The following is an 18,642-nucleotide window of genomic DNA, read 5'->3' as shown; positions in this document are numbered from 1 at the left end:
TACGGTCCGCCGGCCGCGGCCGGGTCAGCCCCGGCCCGTGCGGGCCTGCTCGTAGCACTCCTCGAAGCCCTGCAGCACCGCCGGCCACGAACTGCGGACGGGCTCGGTCTCGCGGTTGTGCGCCGCGATCGACTCGCGCAGCTCGCGGTCGCCGGCCAGGCCGGCCACCGACGCGACCAGGTCCTCGAAGCTCCGCCCGAGCAGCCCTTCCTTGCCCGGACGCACGAAGTCGGCCACCCCGCTCTGGGTCCGCGCGACCACCGGGACCCCGGCCGCCCTGGCCTCCAGCGCGGCCAGCCCGAAGGACTCCCGGGGCGCCGGGGCGACGAACACGTCCGCCGAGGCGAGCAGTTCGCGGATCCGGTCGCGGCTGTAGCGGCCGGGCAGCGAGACCCAGCCGCTCATCCCGTTGGCGCGCAGGTAACGCTCCATCTGCGAACGCGCCGGGCCGTCCCCGACGACGGTCGCCCGCAGCGGCGTCTCCTGCGGCACCTGGGCGCGGGCCTCCTTCAACAGCTTGAGCAGCCGGACCGGCTGCTTGCGCGGCGCCAGCCGTCCCACGGCCACGATGTGCACCGTCTCGTCGCCGGGCTCGCGCCGTACCGGGTCGGCCGAGCGCCAGCCGGAGACGTCGAGGCCGTTGGAGACCACGTGCACCGGCACCCCGCGGCCGGCCACCGCGCGGATCGGCCGGGCCGCGGCCTCGCTCACCGCGGTGCCCACCAGCCCCCAGCGGTGCCACTCGAATAGCAGCCGCAGCCCCCGGTAGACGCCCCGGGTGACCGGATCCCACATGCTGTGCACGGTCACGACCACCGGCAGCCCCATGCGCACGGCCGCGCGGACGCCCATCCAGGCGAACGGCGAGACCGCGCCGGTGTGCACGTGCACCACGTCGGGGCGCCGCGCCCTCATCAACCGCAGCAGGTGGCCCACCCCGAACGGATGGACGGGCAGGTCGAAGGGGAGTCTCGCGACGATCCGGTGCACCCCGGCCAGGGGCTCGCCCGGGGTCGCGGTCGCCACCTCGACATCGTGACCCGCCTCCCTCTGCATCCGGACCAGATCGCCGACCTGCACCTCGATGCCGCCGAGGCGCGGCAGGTAACAGTCACTGACGTGGAGGATCCTCACCGTGCCAGCGTAGCCCCGCGTGAGATCATGCCTGCATGCCCGCGGCAACGGGCCCGGACCACCCGAACGGAGTGAACCACGATCGACGCCGTCAAGACAGCCGTGTTCTTCCATGCCCATCCCGACGACGAAGCCCTGCTCACCGCGGGCACCATGGCGATGCTCGCCGCCGAGGGGCACCGGGTGGTCCTCGTCGTGGCGACCTCCGGGGAGCGCGGCCAGGCCGACCTCGACCCCGGCGAGGCGCTGGGCGCCGCGCGCATCGCCGAGCTGTACAGATCGGCGGCGGCGCTCGGCTGCGCCCGGGTGGTGAACCTCGGCTACGGCGACTCCGGGCTGGCCCCCGGCGGCGGGATCGCCGAGGACCGGCCGGACAACGCGTTCATCGACGCCGACGCCGAGGAGGCCGCCCGGCGGCTCGCGGCGATCCTCACCGAGGAGAAGGCCGACCTGCTGACGACCTACGACCCGGCCGGGGGCTACGGGCACCCCGACCACGTCCAGGTGCACCGGGTCGGCGGCCGGGCCGCCGAGATCGCGGGCACCCCGATCGTGCTGGAGGCCACGGTCAACCGCGACCCCCTGCTCAAGGGGCTCCGCCTGATCCGCAGGTTCTATCCCCAGCTGGACGTCCGCGCCTTCGAACGGGCCTACTCCCCCGGCGAGGCGATCACCCACCGGGTCGGCGTGCGCCGCTTCGCCCGCCAGAAGCGGGCGAGCATGGCCGCCCACGCTTCCCAGGCCACCGGCGCGGACACCCGTACGCTGGGCGTGATGCTCAAAGTCCCCCAGCCCCTCTACCGTCTCGTCTTCGGCACCGAGTGGTACGTCCGGCGCGGCCTGCCGCCCGGCACGAGACTGAGACATCCGTTCGAAGTTCCTCCCAAAGGATGAGCCGGGGACCGGCAAACTGGGTCGGGGGGGTTACATGAAGAACAAGTGGGTCCAAATCGGACTTTCGGTCGCGTCTCTGGCGCTGGCCGCCACGCTCGTGCGCTTCCTGCCGCAGATCGTGGCGGCGCTGACCGGCAAGCACGTCTCCTGGACGCAGATCGGCGCCCAGTTCTCCCGGCTGAGCTGGGAGATGGTCGCCCTGATGGCCGTCGTCTGGCTGGCGAGCCTGATGGCCTACACGTTCGTGCTGACCGCCTCCCTGCCGGGTCTGTCCCATTCGCAGGCCCTGACACTGAACGCGGCCGGCAGCGCGGTGAGCAACCTGCTCCCCTTCGGCGGCGCGGCCGGGGTGGCCATGACGATCGCCATGACCAAGGGCTGGGGGTTCCCGCTACGGGCCGTCGTGGTCTCCACGCTCTCCAGCGGCATCTGGAACACCCTGTTCCGGTTCGTCCTGCCCGCCGTGGGGATCGTGGCCCTGCTGGTCAGCGGGCAACAGCTCAGCCCGGCCGTGACCAGAGCGGGCTGGGTGGGCTCGCTGTCCATCCTCGCCCTGGTCGCCGTGGTGGCCGCCGCGCTTTACTGGGACCGCGCCGCCGCCGCGCTCGGCCGCGCCCTCGACGCCGCCGCGCGGCCGCTGCCCCGCGGCATCCGCCCCGCCGAGCACACCCTCTCCCACGCGCTGGAGAAGCTGCGCGCCGACACCTCCGAGGTCGTACGGCGCCGCTGGCCGGGGCTGACCCTGGGGATGGTCTTCTTCCTCGGGCTGCAGTGGCTGCTCCTGGTCTGCTGCCTGCACGCCACCGGCGCCTACCCGGGGACGGCGCAGACGATCGCCGTGTTCGCCCTGTCCAGGGTGCTGACCACCGCCCTGGTGACCCCGAGCGGGACCGGGATCATGGAGGCCGGGACCGTCGGCGCGCTGGTCTTCTTCGGGGCGCCGCTGGATTCCGCAACAGCCGCTGCGCTGCTTTTCGGCTTCTGGACCTACACTGTCGAAATCCCCTTCGGCGGCCTGGCGCTCGGCGCGTGGGCGCTTCTGCGCCGGCGTGAGAACGCCGCTCCGGCCCCCGCGAAGGAGCCGATCAGCCGCTAGATTGGGAAATACCTTGTGCGCGATTCGAAGGCCCGCATAGCGTGGCGGCTGACATGGTGGCGTTCCGGGTTCTCGGTCCGGTCGAGGCGCATTCCGACGATGACGGGCTCGACCTAGGCGGGCTGCGGCAGCGTGCCGTCCTCGCCCGATTGCTGGTGTCGCGCGGGCAGGTCGTGCCCGTCGACTCCCTCCTCTACGACCTGTGGGACGACGACGCCGCCAAGGGGGCGCAGTCCGGCCTCCAGGTCTACATCTCCCGCCTGCGCCGGGTCCTGGAGCCCGGCCGTCCGCGCGGGGGACCCAACCGGCTGCTGGTGACGGTCGCCTCCGGCTACGCGCTGCGGGTCGCCCCCGACCAGGTCGACGCCCTCCGCTTCGAGGCGCTGGTCCGCACGGCCGGAGAGCACCTGGAGGGTGACGACCCCTCCTCGGCGCGGGTCCGCCTGGAGAAGGCCCTGGGGCTGTGGCGCGGCACCCCTTACTCCGACTTCGCCGACCAGCCGTGGGCCGAGGCCGAGGTCAACCGGCTGACCGAGCTGCGCCTGGTCGCCCGTGAGCGGCACGCCGACAGCGGCCTGCGCCTGGGCATGCCCGCCGAGGCGGTGCCCGACCTGGAGGCGCTGACCACCGAGCACCCGCTCCGCGAGGAGGGCTGGCGGCTGCTCGCCCTCGGCCTCTACCGGTGCGGACGGCAGGGCGACGCGCTGGCCGCGCTGCGCAAGGCCCGTACGATCCTCGCCGACGAGCTGGGCATCGACCCGGGACCGGCGCTGCGCAAGCTGGAGTCCGACATCCTGGCCCAGGACCCCGGCCTGCAGCTCGCCGCCCCGCCGCCTGGCCGCCAGCGTCCCCAGGTGCCGGCCGACACCTGGCCGCCCCGGCCCACGGCGGCGCCGGTGGAGCTGCCGCCGCTGGAGCCCGAGCCGTTCGTCGGCCGCGACGCCGAGCTGACCCGGCTGACCACCGCCGCGGCCCGGACCGGCCGCTTCACCGTCGCGGTGATCAGCGGCGACGCGGGCGCGGGCAAGACGACGCTGGTCCGCCAGCTCACCAAACGGCTCTCCGACGACGGCTGGGGCACCTCCTCCGGAGCCTGCCCCGACAGCAGCGCCACCCCTCCCGGCTGGGCCTGGGTGGAGATCCTGCGCACCCTGGTGAACGCGGCCGGACCCGGCGAATACGCCCCGCTGCTGGCCCCGCTGCTGGACGACGCGGCCCCGGCGCCCGACGACGACCAGGTCTCCGGCGGTTTCCGGCTGCACCGGGCGGTGGGCGGCTATCTGGCGGCCGTCGCCAAGGACACCCCGATCCTGCTGACGCTGGAGGATCTGCACTGGGCCGACGACCAGACCCTGGCGCTGCTGCGCGCGCTGCCGAGCCTGCTGGCCACCAGCCGGGTGCTGCTGGTGGTCACCTGCCGTGACAGCGAGCTGAGCGACCAGCAGGCCGACGTGCTGGCCGCGCTGGCCCGGCTCGGGCCGGTCCGGGTGGGTCTGACGGGTCTGGACCCCAAGGCGGTGGCCGAGCTGGTCCGGGCGACCTGCGTGCGCGAGGTCGACGAGGACGCGGTCAGCAGCATCGTCGAGCGGACCGGCGGCAACCCCTTCTTCGTCCGCGAGACCGTGCGCCTGCTCGACGCCGAGGCCGTGAGCGACCGCGCGACGGCCGCCGAGGTGCTCTCCGGGGTGCCCTCCGGCGTCCGCGACGTGCTGCGGCGGCGGATCTCGCGGCTGCCCGCGGCGGCCCAGCAGATCCTGCTGCAGGCCGCGGTGATCGGCCGCGACGTCGACGTGGACGTGCTGGTCGACGTGACGGGCGACGAGGACGCGGTGGTCGACGCGGTGGAGGCGGCGCTGCTCGCCGGGCTGGTCACCGAGCCGGGCCCCGGCATGCTCCGCTTCGACCACGACCTGGTCCGCGACACCCTTTACTCCGACGCCTCCCGGCTGCGCCGCTCCCGGCTGCACGCCTCGGTGGCCGCGGTGATCGAGCGCCGCAACCCCGGCGACGTGGCCGCGCTCGCCCACCACTACGACGCGGCCGGCACCGCCGAGACGGCCATCAAGGCGGTGCACTACGCCGGGCTCGCGGCCGAGCAGGCCGAGCGCCGTTTCGCCCACCGGGAGGCGGCCTCGCTGTGGGAGCAGGCGATCGCCGCCTTCGACCGGTCCGGCATCACCCACACCCCCGACAGCACCAGAGAACGCCTGCTGCTGACCCTCAATCTGATCAAGGCGCTGGCGCTCTGCGGCGACATGGCCGCGGCCCGCAGGCGGCGGCGCGAGGCGATGGACGCGGCTCTGCCGCTGGGCAATCTGGAGCTCACGGCCCGGGTGGCGGCCTCCCTGGCCGTGCCGCACAAGGGCATGGCGCGCGACTTCACCCGCACCGCCTGGGAGATCGTCGACGTCGCCGAGCAGGCGCTGGTCGAGCTGCCGGCCGCCGAGCAGTCACTGCGGGCGAGCCTGCTGGCCACGCTCGCCCTGGAGCTGGAGGGCTCGGCCACCCGCCGGGGCGAGCAGGCGTCGCTGGAGGCCGAGGAGCTGGCCCGGCGGAGCGGCGACCCCGCCCTGCTGGCGACCGCGCTGAGCGGCCGGCTGCGCCAGTCCTACGGCATCACCCCGGTCGGCGAGCGCGAGGTCATCGGCCGGGAGCTGCTGGAGGTGGGCAAGACGACCGGTCAGGTCTCGGTCCAGGCCCTGGCCCACCTCGTGCTGATGGAGTGCGCGGCCGCCTCCGGGGCGTTCGCCGACGCCGACGCGCACGTGGCCGCCGCCGAGCGGCTGGCCAGGCAGTACGGCCTGCCCGCGCCGGCGGCCGTCGGCGCCTGGTACGCCGGGCAGCGCCTGATGATCGCCGGTGACTTCACCGGCGCGGAGCGCGCCTACCGCGACGCCGCGCGGCTGACGGCCCGGGCCGGCATGCTGGAGGGCCGCCAGGACCTGCCGCTGATCACCGCCTTCTGTCTGCACCTGGTCAACGGCCGGGCCGCCGAAATGGTGGAGCCCCTGGCGGAGGCCCACCAGCGCGGGGCCAAGTGGACCCTCGACGCCTACGCGGTGGCCCTGGCCTCGGCCGGGCACATGCGCGACGCGCGGGCGGTCATCGCGGTCAAGACCCCGGTCCGTCCCGACTTCCTCTACGAGCTGGCGATGATCTGGCGGGCTCTGGCGGGCATGCTGCTGGACGACCGGGAGCGGATGGTCGAGGCATATGACACGCTGAAGCCGTTCGCCGAGCGGATCGCGGGGGCCGGCACCGGCGTGGTGGCGCTGTGGCCGGTCGCGCTGACCCTCGGTGACCTGGCCCTGCGGCTGGGCTTCACCGACGCGGTGAGATCCCACTACGACCAGGCCCTCGCGGTGGCCCAGCGGGTCGGCGTGCCCCGGTGGGTCGAGGCGGCGCAGCGCTCACTCAGCAGCTGACGAGAAACTTCTCGCCGAGCAGCCGGGTGCGGCCGGAGACCGACAGCTCGGCGCGGTACCAACCGGGGTTGTCGACGATGCTGGGCCGCCACTCGGCGGTCCGGCTCCGGCCGGCGAAGCCGGAGTTCGCGGCGAGGTAGGTCTGCCAGCTCCGGGTGCCCGCGCTCCAGCGCCGCAGCCGCCAGCTGTAGGAGACGGAGCCGCCGGGGCGGGGGTTGTCGATCACGCTCTGGACCAGATACGGCCGCTCGCACGGCCGGGGCGCGGTGAGCGCGCTGACGGCGATCGTGCCGGCGGCCGGCTCCGCGACCGTGATGGCCGGCACCGCTTCCGAGGACAGGGTCACCGCCCGCGCCGGCGCCGCCGCGCCCGCCTGGACCTGGGCGGAGGCGTTGTCGGCCACCTCCACTCCCGCGTAGGCTCCGGCGAAGGCCAACGTGGCCACCAGCAGCTTCACGACGCTCGCGGTCCCGCTCGCCACCACCGGCGCCACACTGCTACCCGGACTCATGACAGACACCTTTCTCTCGTCACTACAGGTGTATGCCGCGATGGTTGATCTCCGCTTGACGTCCGCTTGCAGGGGATCCGCGTTACCGGATCAGGTAAGCCTGTCCTAATATCAAATGCGGCAGGCCCGAGCGGAGGGGTGGTGATGTTTCAGATGCGATCGCCTGTGACGGGCATCCCTGACCCCACGTCCGCCTCCGTTCTGAACATGCCGCTGTGGCTCTGGGTCCTGCTGGGCGGGATCGCCCTGTTCGGCGTGTTCCAGGTCTACTACTGGGTCGGCTACAAGCTCGGCCCCAGGATCTACGCCTCCCGCCTGGGCCGGAAGGTCGGCGAGGCGAACATCCTCAAGGTGGAGAACGCCCTCCGGAGGTGGGGCGCGCTCGCCGTCTACGGCTGTTTCTGGGTGCCCGGCCTGCGGCACACGCTGCCCTGGGTGGCGGGGGTGCTGCGGATCTCCTACCCCTGGTACGTCGTGGCCAGCGCGCTCGGCTGCCTGACCTGGGTCCCGGTGACGTCCTTCGGCCTCTACTCGGTGATCTGGGGCTGGCTGAGACTGGCCGCCGAGTCGCCGCTCCTGGCGGGCGCCGCCGCCGTGGTGGTGATCACCGTGGCCGCCGCCCTCGTCCACCGGCGCCGCCGCCGCAGGGCGGCCCGGCGCGCGGAGGACAGCCTGCCCGTCGGGTGAACCACCGGGATCATCCGGTGTGCCCGGCGGGTGCGCATGTCAACGTTTCGATAGCCGAACCCCCGAGATCCGCATATTGACGGTCGACTCTGTCACCATGTCTCCCATGCAAACCGGGGGAATACGCCTCATCGTCTGCGCCACTGTGGCCACTGTCGCCACCGGGCTCCTCACGCCCGTCACATCCGCCCACGCCGGCCAGACCGTTCAGCGGTCGGCCCGCCCGGCCACCGCCCACCGGGCCGCCCCGACGGTCTCGGCGCGGGCCGCCTACCTGGTCGAAACCGGCACCGGAACGGTCCACTTCAGCAAACAGGCGGCCAGGCGGATGCCGGTGGCCAGCCTGACGAAGATCATGACGGCCTACATCGTGCTGCGTGAGGCCGGGCTGAACGACACGGTCACCGTCAACGCGGGAGACGTGCGGCACGCGGCGACCAATGACGCCACCGCCGCGGCGCTGCGCGCCGGTGAGCGCCTGACCGTCAGGGAGCTGCTCTACGGGGCGATGCTCCCCTCCGGGGCGGACGCGACCCACGCGCTGGCGCGCGTCTACGGGCCGGGCGAGCGCAGGTTCGTGGCCAAGATGAACGCGGCCGCCCGTTCCCTGGGCCTGTCCGGCACCCGTTACGGCAACTCCGACGGGCTGCCCGAGCCGAGTCCCGGCTACTCCACCGCCCAGGACCAGGCCCGGCTGGCCGAGGCCGCGCTCGCCGATCCGGTGCTGCGGACCATCGCCGCCACCAGGCGCTACGTCGTGCGCAAGACGAGGGTGCACCGGGCCCACGTCTGGACCAACACCAACAAGCTGCTCGGCAAGGAGCCCGGCGCCCTGGGCGTCAAGACCGGCTACACCCGGGCGGCCGGCTACTGCCTGTCGTTCGCCGTCGACCGCGACGGCCACCGGATGATCGGCGTCGTTCTCGGCGACTCCAGCGCCGAGCGGCGCTTCCAGACCGCCGGCCGGCTGCTGGAGTGGGCCGATGACCAGATGGCGGGCGAGGGCGAGGGCGACGGCCGCGAAGACGTCTAGCGGGCCGCCGCGGTCCGGGGTGCGCTCGGGCCGTCAGGAGTCCTCGAAGCGGACCTCCAGGGTCGCGGCGTCCGGTTCCACCGAGCCCAGCAGGGCCTCGCCCTCCTGGGTCAGCTCGGAGACCGCGGCCCCGGGCAGGGGCTCGAAGGGGGTCATCCGCAGGACGGCGGCCCCGCGTCTACGCTCCACCTGCCAGGTGCCGCGCACCGAGCCGTCCCAGAGGAACGTGGCCCGCACGCGGAGGTTCCTGGTCGTGACGCGCCCGCGGTGCTCCTCGGCCATCAGCCGGGTGCGGTCGGCGTGGGCGAGCACCAGGTTGTCGAAGTCCGGCAGGAACCGCGCGGGCGCCGGGACGTCCTCATCCGGGCGCGGGGCGTCGGGAAGGTCGAACAGCTCGCGGCCCCGCTCGTCGCGGAAGACGCGCAGCCGCGGGCGCAGGCCGTCCAGCACGGCGCGCAGCCCCTTGATCCCGGACCAGGTCTGCGCGTCGGCGGCGGTGGCGGGGCCGAAAGCCGCCAGATAGCGCAGCACCAGCTCCTCGACCGGCCGGCCCGTCGGCTCCGGGCCCAGCCACACGTCCGCCGGCGTGAAGTCCGCCGCCGGGGGGAACGCCCAGCGGTCCTCGGTGGGGACCATGACCAGCGGCAGCTGGGTCCGTACGGCGTAGCCGAGCCCGCGCTCGTCGGCCTCGGGGAACTCCTCCTGGAGCAGGGCGCGCAGCGTGGTGAAGTCACGGGGCCGCTCCCGCAGGAGCGCGTGGGCGACGGGCAGCAGCCTGTCGAGGTCCAGCCCGGCGAACAGCTCGCCGCGGCCGGTCACCGCGGAGGCGAGCGCCGGCCGCAGCGTCGGCCGGAACGCCGCGTAGTCGGCCGCGCTCACCAGGTGCAGCGTGGCGCGCATCATCGTGGCCCGCACGACGCGGCGCTCGTGCAGGGCCCGGTGCAGGTCCTCCCGGCGGAAGCCCGCCACCCGCGTCCACAGGCCGGTGAAGGGATGTCTGGCCTCCTGCGCCTGCATGCCGCCGAGCCGTTCCACCGCCGTGACGACGTCGACCCTTTCCCGCTGGAGCAGCATCTGGCGGGCCAGCGTCGCGCGGTTGAGGCGCCGGGTCGTGAGGATCTCCATGCGCTCATGCTGACAGCCGTACCTGACACCTGATGGCAGGTACGCGCGCCCGGGCGGCGGATCCCACCGGCGCGGACGCCCCGGCGGCACCCCGGCTACGGCTCGGCAGGGCCGGCGCCGGGGCGCAGGAGCGAGTAGAGGACCTGGTCGTGCCAGCGCCCGCCGCGCCACTGCGCCTCGCGGATGACGCCCTCCCGCTGGAATCCGGCCTTCTCCAGCGCGCGCTGCTCGCCCAGGTTCCGGATGTCGGTGAAGGCCTGGATCCGGTGGGCGCGGGTGTGCTCGAACAGGTAGGCGGCGAGCTGCCGCTGCGCCTCGGTCCCGATGCCGCGCCCCTGGAAGCTCGGCCGCAGGCCGATGGCGATCTCCCAGCACCAGGAGGTGAGCGGCCGTCCCCAGGACGCCCTGAACCACTCGACGCGCCCGGCCACCTCCTCCTCGGAGCAGACGGCCAGCGTGCCCTGGTCGTCGCTCAGCAGGCCCGTCTCGGCGAACGCGCGCCGCTCCCGGCCCGGGGTGCGGTGGCCGAACCACTGGTAGGGCCCCGTGCCCTCCGGGCTGTAGAACTCATCCTCGAAGATCGTCAGGTCCTTCTCGGCCACGGGACGCAACGTTACGCGGGACACAGCGGGGTCCTCCTTGACCGGGATCGGCGGAATGTGAAGTCTGGCATCACGCCGGAACCGGCGCACCCGGCGCCTTCGCCACCGGCGCCGTCCGCCGGAGAGCCCGGTCAGTGGCGGGGCGGGCCGGCCGGACCGCCGCGCATCAGGCCGTGGCAGGCGATGGCGGCGGCGGCCACCACGTTGAGGGAGTCGACGCCCAGGTCCATCGCCGCCGGGCTCATCGGGATGCAGACCGGCCGGTCGGCCTCGTGCAGCCAGCGGGAGGACAGCCCGTCCCCCTCCGACCCCAGCAGCAGGGCGACCCGGTCGGCCATGGCGACCCCGTCGATGGGCGCGGCGGACTGGTCAGGGGTCAGCGCCAGCGTCTGGAAGCCCGCCGCGCGGAGCTCCTCCAGCCCGTCGTACCAGTTGGTCATCCGCGCGTACGGGATCGCGAAGACCGCGCCCATCGACACCTTGACCGACCTCCGGTAGAGGGGGTCGGCGCAGCGGGGCGACAGGATCACGGCCTCGACGCCCAGCGCGGCGGCGCACCGGAAGATCGCCCCGACGTTGCCGTGGTCGACGAGGTCTTCGAGGACGAGAACACGCCGGGAGGCTCCGCGCAGGATCTCCCGCACCGCGGGCAGCTCGCGCCGCTCCATCGCGGCGAGCGCGCCCCGGTGCACCGGGAATCCGGCGATCTTCTCCATCACGTCGTCGTCCACCACGTAGACCCGGTCGCCGAGCCCGTCGAGCAGGTCGGCGAGCGGGTCCGCCCAGCGCCGGGTCAGCAGCACCGACCGCACCGGGTAACCGGCCGCGACGGCCCGGCGGATCACCTTCTCCCCTTCGGCGATGAAGAGGCCGTGCTCGGCCTCCAGGCTCTTGCGCAGCTCGACGTCGCGCAGGTTGGCGTAGTCGGCGAGGCGGGGATCCGAGACGTTAAACACCTTCGAATACTGCCATGAGCCGCCTGAGCTGCCACATTCCCGCGTAGAGGAGCAGCAGGGCGCCGCAGCCGGCCACCACTCCGGCCCCCACCCTGGTGACCGTCTCGGCCAGCCCGTGGGGCGGGAAGGCCAGCGGCCAGAGCGCCCCGCCCAGCAGGGTGGCGAGGACGGCCGCCAGCAGGACGCCGTACCGGGTCCGGCCGGAGAGCAGGAGGCGCTCCGGCGGCGCCTGCGGCGGCATCCGGGTCAGCCCGCGCAGGGCCCACCAGGCCACGGCGGCCAGGCCGCCGACGGTGGACAGGTACTGCAGCAGGCGGAAGACCGGCAGGAGCCCGGCCACCCGCGTGTCCAGCCAGTCCCAGCCCCAGAAGGCCGAGCTGTAGTGGTGGGTGAAGGAGTCCCACAGCTTGTGGGTGAAGGCGCCGACGACACCGCCGGCGATCACGGCGGGCAGCTGCCGCAGGCCGTACTCGCCGGGGAACAGCGAGGCGACGCGTCCGGAGAGCCCCGGTGGGAGCAGCGCGGTCAGCGGGTCGCGGAGCAGACCGTGGAAGAGCGCGAGCAGCACGACGACGGCGAGCGGGTCGATCGTGAGGACACCCCAGCCGGAGTGCCAGATCGCGTAGTCCGGCAGGAAGGGGAGGAAGATCGGCAGGTCGGGCACCATCGCGCCCAGGGCGAGGGCCCAGGGGTCCAGCACCCGGCGCGTCCGCGCCGAGGAGACCAGCGGCAGCACCGCGGCGATGTGGCTGGGCGTGAACGGCACGGACTTCCCCCCGAGAGTCTGGGCGCGCTCCTTCCCGGAGACCGCGCCGCCCTGGCCGGGAGACTACGCGGTTCCGGCCGGCGCCGGGCACCTGTGGCTTCACGCCCAGATCACACATGGTGACGTGTATGTTGCTTACCGTTGCGACAGGGGGAGTCCGGGAGGCATCGTGGCTGACCAGATGGTGCTGGCACGGCCGGCGGCGAGCGACGAGTGGCTGCGCGACGCCCGCAGGGCACGCGCGCTCTCCCTGGTCACCCTGGCCTGGCTGGGCGCCGAGAGCGTGCTCGGCCTCGCCGCCGGGCTGGGCTCGCACTCCGTCGCACTCATCGGCTGGGGCACGTCGTCGCTGGTGGAGGCGGCGGCCAGCCTGGTCGTGGTCTGGCGGTTCACCGGATCGCGGACCCGCTCGGCCGGGGCCGAGGACCGGGCCCGCAAGGCGGTGGCGGTCAGCTTCTGGCTGCTCGCGCCCTACCTGCTGGTCCATGTGGCGCACGACCTCGACGCCGGGCACCGGGCGGTGCCCAGCCCGCTGGGCATCGCGGTGACGGCGGCCGCCCTGGTCGGCATGCCGCTGCTGGGCCGGGCCAAACGGCGCCTCGGCGCCCGGCTGCACTCGGCGGCGACCACGGGTGAGGGGACCCAGAACCTGCTGTGCGCGCTGATGGCCGCAGGGGTGCTGGCCGGTCTCGCACTGAACGGCGCCGGGTGGTGGTGGGCCGATCCCGCCGTGGCGGTGCTGCTGGCGGCGGTGGCCGTGCGGGAGGGCCGGAGGGCCTGGCGCGGGCACTCCTGCCACCACTGAGCTGGACTTACGCACAGAGATCACAGACGTTAGTTACTGTCGCGTACGGTGATATCCGCACCGTGAGGGGTGTTTTGCCACGGTAAGTGTTCCCAGTACAGTTCCGTGAATGTTGCGGAGAAACTCCCGGTAGGGTAACCCGCTAACTTCAGGACATCGACACCGAAGAAGGCATCGTGGGCGGACGTCACCGGTCGGATGAACTAGAGGACGGCTATGCCTCCCACCAGGAACCGCCCAGGCGGCGCCGTGGCGGGCGCGGCCAGGTGCTGGTCCCGCTGGCCGGATCCGTCGCCCTCGCGGTGCTCCTCGGCGTCGCCGCCTTTGTGATCATCAACCGGGATCGGGGATGCGCCGGCGAGCGGGTCACGCTGCGGGTCACCGCCTCCCCCGACATCCAGCCCGCCCTGTCCCGGATCGCCGAGCGCTTCAACAAGGCCGGCCACGACGTCGGCGGCGGGTGCGCCGACGTCACGGTGGCCGAGGGCGTCCCGGCGACGGTGGCCTCCGGGCTGGCCGGCGGCAAGGCGGCGGCGATGGACGTGTGGATCCCGGACTCCGGGCTGTGGGTGACCAACCTGCGGGCCAAACACCCGCAGGCGCCCGCCGCCGGCGCCTCCGTGGCCCGCTCCCCCATCGTCATGGTGGCCTCCGGCTCGGTGGTCCCGAACCTGAAGAAGAGCTTCGGCGAGGCGAGCTGGAGCGGCATGATCAACGCCGCCAACGTGGCCAACGTCGAGGGTCCGGGCCGCAAGGTGCGCGTGCTCGCGCCCGACCCCTCCTTCAACGCCGCCGGGCTCGGCGCCCTGCTGGCCGCCTCCGGGGTGGCCACGGCCTCGGGCACCGGTCAGGCGCAACTGGTCGGAGCGCTCAAGACGCTGTCCGGGTCGGCGGTCCGCGACCAGGACGCGCTGCTGTCCAGCCTCGGCGTCAAGGGCACCCGGGCCCCGCTCGGCATCGCCTCGGAGCAGGGCGTCTGGGCGTTCAACACCACCAAGAAGCCCGAGGTCCCGGCGGTGCCGCTCTATCCGGCCGAGGGCACCCTCAACCTCGACTACCCCATGGTGATCACCACCGAGGACGCCACGGTCCGCAAGGCCGCCGAAGCCTTCCAGAAGGAGCTCGGCACCGAGGCCGCCCGGAAGACACTTCACGACCTGGGCTTCCGGACTCCGGACGGCAAGGGCGGCGCGGCGGTCGCCGACGGCGGTTTCCAGACCAAGGCCCCCAAGACGCTGCGGACGCCCGACGCCAAGACGGTCACGCGGATGTCGCAGTCGTGGTCCCGGCTGAACCTGGGCACACGGCTGCTGGCGCTGCTGGACGTCTCCGGCACGATGGCGCTGCCGGTCCCCGGGACCGGCTCGGACCGGATGCGCGTGATCTCCAAGATCGCCATGGAGGGCATGCGGCTGTTCCCGGCCAAGAGCGAGATCGGCGTGTGGGAATACTCGACGCACCTCACCGGGCAGGGCGTGGACTACCGCAGGACGGTCCCGGTCGGACCGCTGACGGAGAACATCGGCGGCGTGCTCCGCAAGGACCTGCTCGCCCAGAAGCTCGCCACGATCCAGGCCAAGCCCACCGGCGACACCGGCCTGAACGACACCCTCAAGGCCGCCTACGGGCAGATGACCAAGGAATACCAGGGCGACAAGATCAACACGGTGCTGGTCCTCACCGACGGCGCCGGCAACGACGACCCGGAGGGCATCTCCAACGAGGAGATCCTGGAATACCTGAAGAAGACCTACAACCCGGAGAAGCCGGTCAGCATCCTGCTCATCGCCTTCGGCCCGGACGCGGCCAAGGGCAAGAAGCAGATGGACGCGCTGGCCAAGGCGACCGGTGGCGAGGCGTTCATCGCCCGGGACATCCTTCAGGTCCGCAAGTTCTTCCTGGAGGGCATGGAGCGCCGTCTCTGCGCGCCCAACTGCTGACCTCCCCCCGGTACGGCCGGCGTCACACGGGCCCCACCTGTCGCAGTTTTACCAGTTCATACCGTGTCGGCATGGTATCGACCGGTTAGGACAACCCGCCACGGACAGGTGGCGTCCTACGCGTGTGGGGTCTCGGGCATGGCCCGTGAACGCGTACCCGTCTCGCGGGGAGGAATGTCCGTGCCCGGATGGCCGGCCGTCGGCCGAACCGACGATCAGCGACTTGTGGGGGCACTCCGGCGTGCCGACACCACGGCGCCCGCAAAGCTCTACGACTCCTATGCCGAACGTCTCAACGACTACGCCTACTCACTGCTGGGCGAGCGGACCGGCGCGGCCGACGCCGTACACGACGCCCTGGTCATCGCCTGCGGACGCGTGGAACGGCTGCGCGAGCCGGGCCGACTGCGCCCGTGGCTGTACGCGCTGGTCCGGACCCGGTGCGCGGCCGGGGCGCGCGGCCCGGCGCCGACACCGGTGCTCGACGACCACGACACCCCCGACGACCCCGAACTGGCCGCGCTGGTGCACGAGGCGCTGGCCGAGCTGAGCGGGCAGGAGCGTGAGGTCCTGGAGCTGTCGCTGCGCCACGATCTCAGCGCCGGCGAGGTCGGCACGGTGCTCGGGCTGACCTCCCGGCAGGCCGCCGCCCGGCTCGGCCGGGCCCGTGAGCACCTGGAGAACTCGGCCGCCGCCGTGGTCCTGGCCAGGGTCGGCCGGGCGCACTGCCCGGACCTGTCGGCGATGGTCGACTCGTGGGAGGGTCCGCTCACCACGATGCTGCGCAGGCGGCTGTCCGGTCACATCGGCCGCTGCGAGGTCTGCCTGGAACGACGGGACCGGCACGTCGCGGCCGGGCGGCTGCTCGACATGGTGCCGGTCGCCTTCCCGCCGCTCTCCCTGCGCCGCCGGACCGTCGAGACCTGCGTCAACCCCGACCTCGCCGGGATGCGCGCCTCCGTGGTCGAGGCGGGTGACCGTTTCGACCGGGCCGGGTTCCCGGTCACGGCCGAGCGGCGCGCCAAGTCCCCCCGGCGGCCCCCGGCGAGGCGTGCCAGGACGGGACGGGCGCGCCAGGAGGACACCCGACCGCTGCCGGCCCAGGAGACGCCGGACAGGCCGCGGGCGGTGACCGGACCGCGGGGCACGGCCCCGGACACCCGCGGCCGCCGGCAGGCGGCCGAGTCCCGGCGGCGCGCACCCGCCCGGCGGACACCGCCCCTCGTCGCGGCCGCCGCGTGCGTGCTGGCGGCCGCCGTGGTCATGATCGTGACAACCGGGCAGGACCTGACCGGCGGACCGGCGCAGCGGGCCGAGGCCGCGCCGGAGCGGGGACCCGCGTTGATCACGCTGGAGCCGGGCCCGGCGCCGGGCCCGGCGGAACCCTCGTCGGTGGATCCGGCCTCCCTCCCGGAGCCGACCCCGGCTCCGGGCAGGACCGCGAAGGCCGTCAAGACCAGGACGCCGCCCCCCATGCCCACGCCCGGTCCGGCCCGGCGGGCGGCGACCCGGCGGCCGGTCCCCGACCGGCCGCGTGCCACCCGCACGCCCGCCCCGCCGCCCCCGGCCGGGCGGCTGGCCGTCTCGTGTCCCGCCGACATCGGGGAGGGCGCGGGGCAGATCCGGCTCTCGGCGCGCGAGGCCGCGATCTCCTGGTCGGCGACCACCTCGGGCGGGCTGGACGTCCACCCCCGGCAGGGGCGGCTCAAGGCCGGGGCCCGGGCGATGATCTGGGTCACCGCCGCCGACCCCGCGGAGGGCGGCACGGGGCGGGTCGCGTTCAAGGCCGCCGGGGGCGGCTCCAGCTGCGCGATCTCCTGGGAGGGTCCCGGTCCCGAGGAGTCGGATCCGCCCGGCGACCCGGCTCCGCTGCCGACGCCGGCGCCGACCCCCTCCACGGCGCCCAGTGCGGAACCGGAGAAAACATGATCCTTTACTCCGGGTCGGAGTGGCTCCTGACTTAACCTTGCAATCCGGTAAACCATGGGCTGCTGCCATGCGTCGGCATTGACTCGCATGCGGAGTGGTTGGTCACATGAATATGCGATCAGCTATTCGATCATCAGCCGGGAGCCGGGGATGCCGACAGACCGCAAGCTGCTCAAATGGGCGGTCAGCCTTGCATGCGCCACGGGGGCCGCGACCGCACTCGCCGACATCGAGACCCCACTACGGATGATCTTTACCCCGCTGTTCCTCCTATCGGTCCCCGGGGTCGCCGCGGTAGGACTGTTGCGTGATCGTGACCCTCTTACTGCAATATCAATTGGGGTGGCGGCAAGTCTCCTCGTAAACGTTCTTCTTGCCGCAGCGATGCTGTCTTTTGAATCATGGTCGCCCCGTGCCGGAGTGGCGACGATCGCGGTGCTCGGCGGCTTCACATATGTATTGCGCCTGGCGCACCGGGGAAGCGGAAACCTGCAGACCGAACAGGGGGCCAGGTCAGGGTGAAGATCACTGTTGTGCGCCCGCGGGATCTCGGCGCGGCCGAGTCCCTCCGATGGCGCGAGATCCAGAGAGCCTCCCCCGCCCTCGACAACCCCTTCCTCTCGGTCGACTTCACCATGGCCATGGGGACACTGCGCGACTACGTGAGGGTCGCGGTGATCGAAGACGGCGGCGAGATCACCGGCTTCTTCCCCCACGAACGGCACGGCTTCGGCCTCGGCAGGCCGCTGGGCGGCTACCTCACCACCTGCCACGGGCTGATCTCGGTCCCCGGGCTGAAGCTCGACCCGCGGGAGCTGCTCCGCGCCTGCGGGCTGTCGGCCATCGACTTCGACCACCTGGTCGCCGGCCAGCCCACCTTCGCCCCCTACGAGACCGACGTACGGCCGGCCCCCGTCATGGATCTCAGCGGCGGTTTCGAGGCCTACGTCGAGCGGGTGCGCGCCGGTTCGGCGAAGAACTACAAGACCGTCCGCTACAAGGAGCGCAAGCTCGGCCGCGAGCAGGGCGAGGTCCGCCTCGAATGGGCCTGCGCCGACGCCGGGACGCTGCGCACGGTCATGGACTGGAAGTCGGATCAATACCGCCGGACCGGACGGGTCGACCGCTTCGCCCAGCCCTGGATCGTGCGGCTCGCCGAAGAGCTGCACTCGCGGCGATCCGACGACTTCGCCGGCGTGCTCACCATGCTCTACGCCGGAGACACCCCCGTCGCCGGGCACTTCGGCCTGCGTACGGCGGGCACCCTGGTGGGCTGGTTCCCCGCCTACGACCCCTCCTTCGCCCGCTACTCCCCCGGGATCATCCACCACCTGCACATGGCCGAACACGCCGCGGGCGCGGGGCTGCGCCGGGTGGACATGGGCAAGGGGGGACGCGAATACAAGGAATGGCTCAAAACCGATGCCCTGATGGTCGCAGAGGCCCGCATTTCGCGCCCCTCTCCCGTGGCCGCCGTCCAGTGGGTGGGCCGGGTCCCCGTCAGCAGGCTCCGCACCGCCGTAGTGGACAACCCCTCCCTTTTCCGGGCCGCCGACCGGCTGCTCAAGAGTTACGGCAGAGCGAGATCCCTCCTCCTACCCCGTCCCGCCGCAGAACAGTCAACCAAGGCACAATAGCCACATTTTTCCCAGCAACCACCTCATTCCCGATAAGCGCTTCTCCGACATCCTTCACTCCCGACCCACATCCCTTTACCCTCCCGACGCAAGGCATCCCTC

The 18,642-nt window shown here is 73.0% G+C and carries 16 protein-coding genes; 10 read left to right on the top strand and 6 right to left on the bottom strand.

From position 1 onward, the window contains the following. Positions 1–24: 24 nt before the first annotated feature. A complete protein-coding gene (locus ACZ6R6_RS23955) occupies positions 25–1,134 on the bottom strand; it encodes a glycosyltransferase family 4 protein (RefSeq protein ID WP_470096733.1) in 1,110 nt (369 codons plus the stop codon). 102 nt (positions 1,135–1,236) lie between these two features. Here ACZ6R6_RS23955 and ACZ6R6_RS23950 point away from each other — a divergent pair, with 102 nt between their 5' ends. Genes ACZ6R6_RS23950 through ACZ6R6_RS23940 form a run of 3 tightly spaced genes read left to right on the top strand, consistent with a single transcriptional unit; the run spans position 1,237 to position 6,549 of the window. Then, positions 1,237–2,028, top strand: coding sequence for a PIG-L family deacetylase (locus ACZ6R6_RS23950; RefSeq protein ID WP_470096731.1), 792 nt, complete (start codon positions 1,237–1,239; stop codon positions 2,026–2,028). 34 nt (positions 2,029–2,062) lie between these two features. After that, positions 2,063–3,124, top strand: coding sequence for a lysylphosphatidylglycerol synthase transmembrane domain-containing protein (locus ACZ6R6_RS23945; protein ID WP_470096729.1), 1,062 nt, complete (start codon positions 2,063–2,065; stop codon positions 3,122–3,124). Positions 3,125–3,165: 41 nt separating this feature from the next. After that, positions 3,166–6,549, top strand: coding sequence for a BTAD domain-containing putative transcriptional regulator (locus ACZ6R6_RS23940; RefSeq protein ID WP_470096727.1), 3,384 nt, complete (start codon positions 3,166–3,168; stop codon positions 6,547–6,549). On the opposite strand, the gene ACZ6R6_RS23935 is transcribed toward ACZ6R6_RS23940, so the two are convergent. Continuing rightward, complete coding sequence (locus tag ACZ6R6_RS23935; protein ID WP_470096725.1) at positions 6,539–7,060, bottom strand: hypothetical protein; 522 nt, start codon at positions 7,058–7,060, stop codon at positions 6,539–6,541. The two genes, ACZ6R6_RS23940 and ACZ6R6_RS23935, sit on opposite strands and share 11 nt — an antisense overlap. A gap of 207 nt (positions 7,061–7,267) precedes the next feature. Here ACZ6R6_RS23935 and ACZ6R6_RS23930 point away from each other — a divergent pair, with 207 nt between their 5' ends. Continuing rightward, the gene (locus ACZ6R6_RS23930; RefSeq protein ID WP_470096723.1) at positions 7,268–7,747 is read left to right on the top strand and encodes a DedA family protein; all 480 of its coding nucleotides are present in this window, start codon (positions 7,268–7,270) and stop codon (positions 7,745–7,747) included. A gap of 97 nt (positions 7,748–7,844) precedes the next feature. After that, positions 7,845–8,780 (top strand): D-alanyl-D-alanine carboxypeptidase family protein, encoded by a 936-nt coding sequence (locus ACZ6R6_RS23925; RefSeq protein ID WP_470096721.1) that lies wholly within the window; start codon positions 7,845–7,847, stop codon positions 8,778–8,780. A gap of 33 nt (positions 8,781–8,813) precedes the next feature. Here the strand turns inward: ACZ6R6_RS23925 and ACZ6R6_RS23920 are convergent, their stop codons facing one another. The 4 genes from ACZ6R6_RS23920 to ACZ6R6_RS23905 all read right to left on the bottom strand — a co-directional run bounded on the left by ACZ6R6_RS23920 (position 8,814) and on the right by ACZ6R6_RS23905 (position 12,229). Next, a complete protein-coding gene (locus tag ACZ6R6_RS23920; RefSeq protein ID WP_470096719.1) occupies positions 8,814–9,905 on the bottom strand; it encodes a winged helix DNA-binding domain-containing protein in 1,092 nt (363 codons plus the stop codon). Positions 9,906–10,000: 95 nt separating this feature from the next. Further along, a complete protein-coding gene (locus ACZ6R6_RS23915; RefSeq protein WP_470096717.1) occupies positions 10,001–10,531 on the bottom strand; it encodes a GNAT family N-acetyltransferase in 531 nt (176 codons plus the stop codon). 107 nt (positions 10,532–10,638) lie between these two features. Continuing rightward, on the bottom strand, positions 10,639–11,463 hold the full coding sequence (locus tag ACZ6R6_RS23910; RefSeq protein WP_470096715.1) for a TrmH family RNA methyltransferase: 825 nt from the start codon (positions 11,461–11,463) through the stop codon (positions 10,639–10,641). Beyond that, the gene (locus ACZ6R6_RS23905) at positions 11,456–12,229 is read right to left on the bottom strand and encodes a DUF4184 family protein (protein ID WP_470096713.1); all 774 of its coding nucleotides are present in this window, start codon (positions 12,227–12,229) and stop codon (positions 11,456–11,458) included. Before ACZ6R6_RS23905 ends, ACZ6R6_RS23910 begins: the two co-directional genes overlap by 8 nt. Before the next feature lie 169 nt (positions 12,230–12,398). Here ACZ6R6_RS23905 and ACZ6R6_RS23900 point away from each other — a divergent pair, with 169 nt between their 5' ends. The 5 genes from ACZ6R6_RS23900 (at position 12,399) to ACZ6R6_RS23880 (ending at position 18,540) form a co-directional block, all read left to right on the top strand. Next, on the top strand, positions 12,399–13,034 hold the full coding sequence (locus ACZ6R6_RS23900; protein WP_470096711.1) for a cation diffusion facilitator family transporter: 636 nt from the start codon (positions 12,399–12,401) through the stop codon (positions 13,032–13,034). Positions 13,035–13,210: 176 nt separating this feature from the next. Then, the gene (locus ACZ6R6_RS23895; RefSeq protein ID WP_470096709.1) at positions 13,211–14,974 is read left to right on the top strand and encodes a substrate-binding and VWA domain-containing protein; all 1,764 of its coding nucleotides are present in this window, start codon (positions 13,211–13,213) and stop codon (positions 14,972–14,974) included. 180 nt (positions 14,975–15,154) lie between these two features. Next, positions 15,155–16,903 (top strand): RNA polymerase sigma factor, encoded by a 1,749-nt coding sequence (locus tag ACZ6R6_RS23890; protein ID WP_470096707.1) that lies wholly within the window; start codon positions 15,155–15,157, stop codon positions 16,901–16,903. 150 nt (positions 16,904–17,053) lie between these two features. Further along, entirely contained in the window at positions 17,054–17,425 is a 372-nt protein-coding gene (locus ACZ6R6_RS23885; RefSeq protein ID WP_470096705.1) for a hypothetical protein, read from the top strand. Beyond that, on the top strand, positions 17,422–18,540 hold the full coding sequence (locus ACZ6R6_RS23880) for a GNAT family N-acetyltransferase (RefSeq protein WP_470096703.1): 1,119 nt from the start codon (positions 17,422–17,424) through the stop codon (positions 18,538–18,540). The genes ACZ6R6_RS23885 and ACZ6R6_RS23880 overlap by 4 nt, the downstream gene beginning before the upstream one ends. Positions 18,541–18,642 lie beyond the last annotated feature (102 nt).

The organism is Streptosporangium sp. NPDC048886, assembly GCF_055586905.1.
The sequence above is the reverse complement of the archived record's forward strand: the minus strand, read 5'-3'. Positions and strand labels throughout refer to the sequence as shown.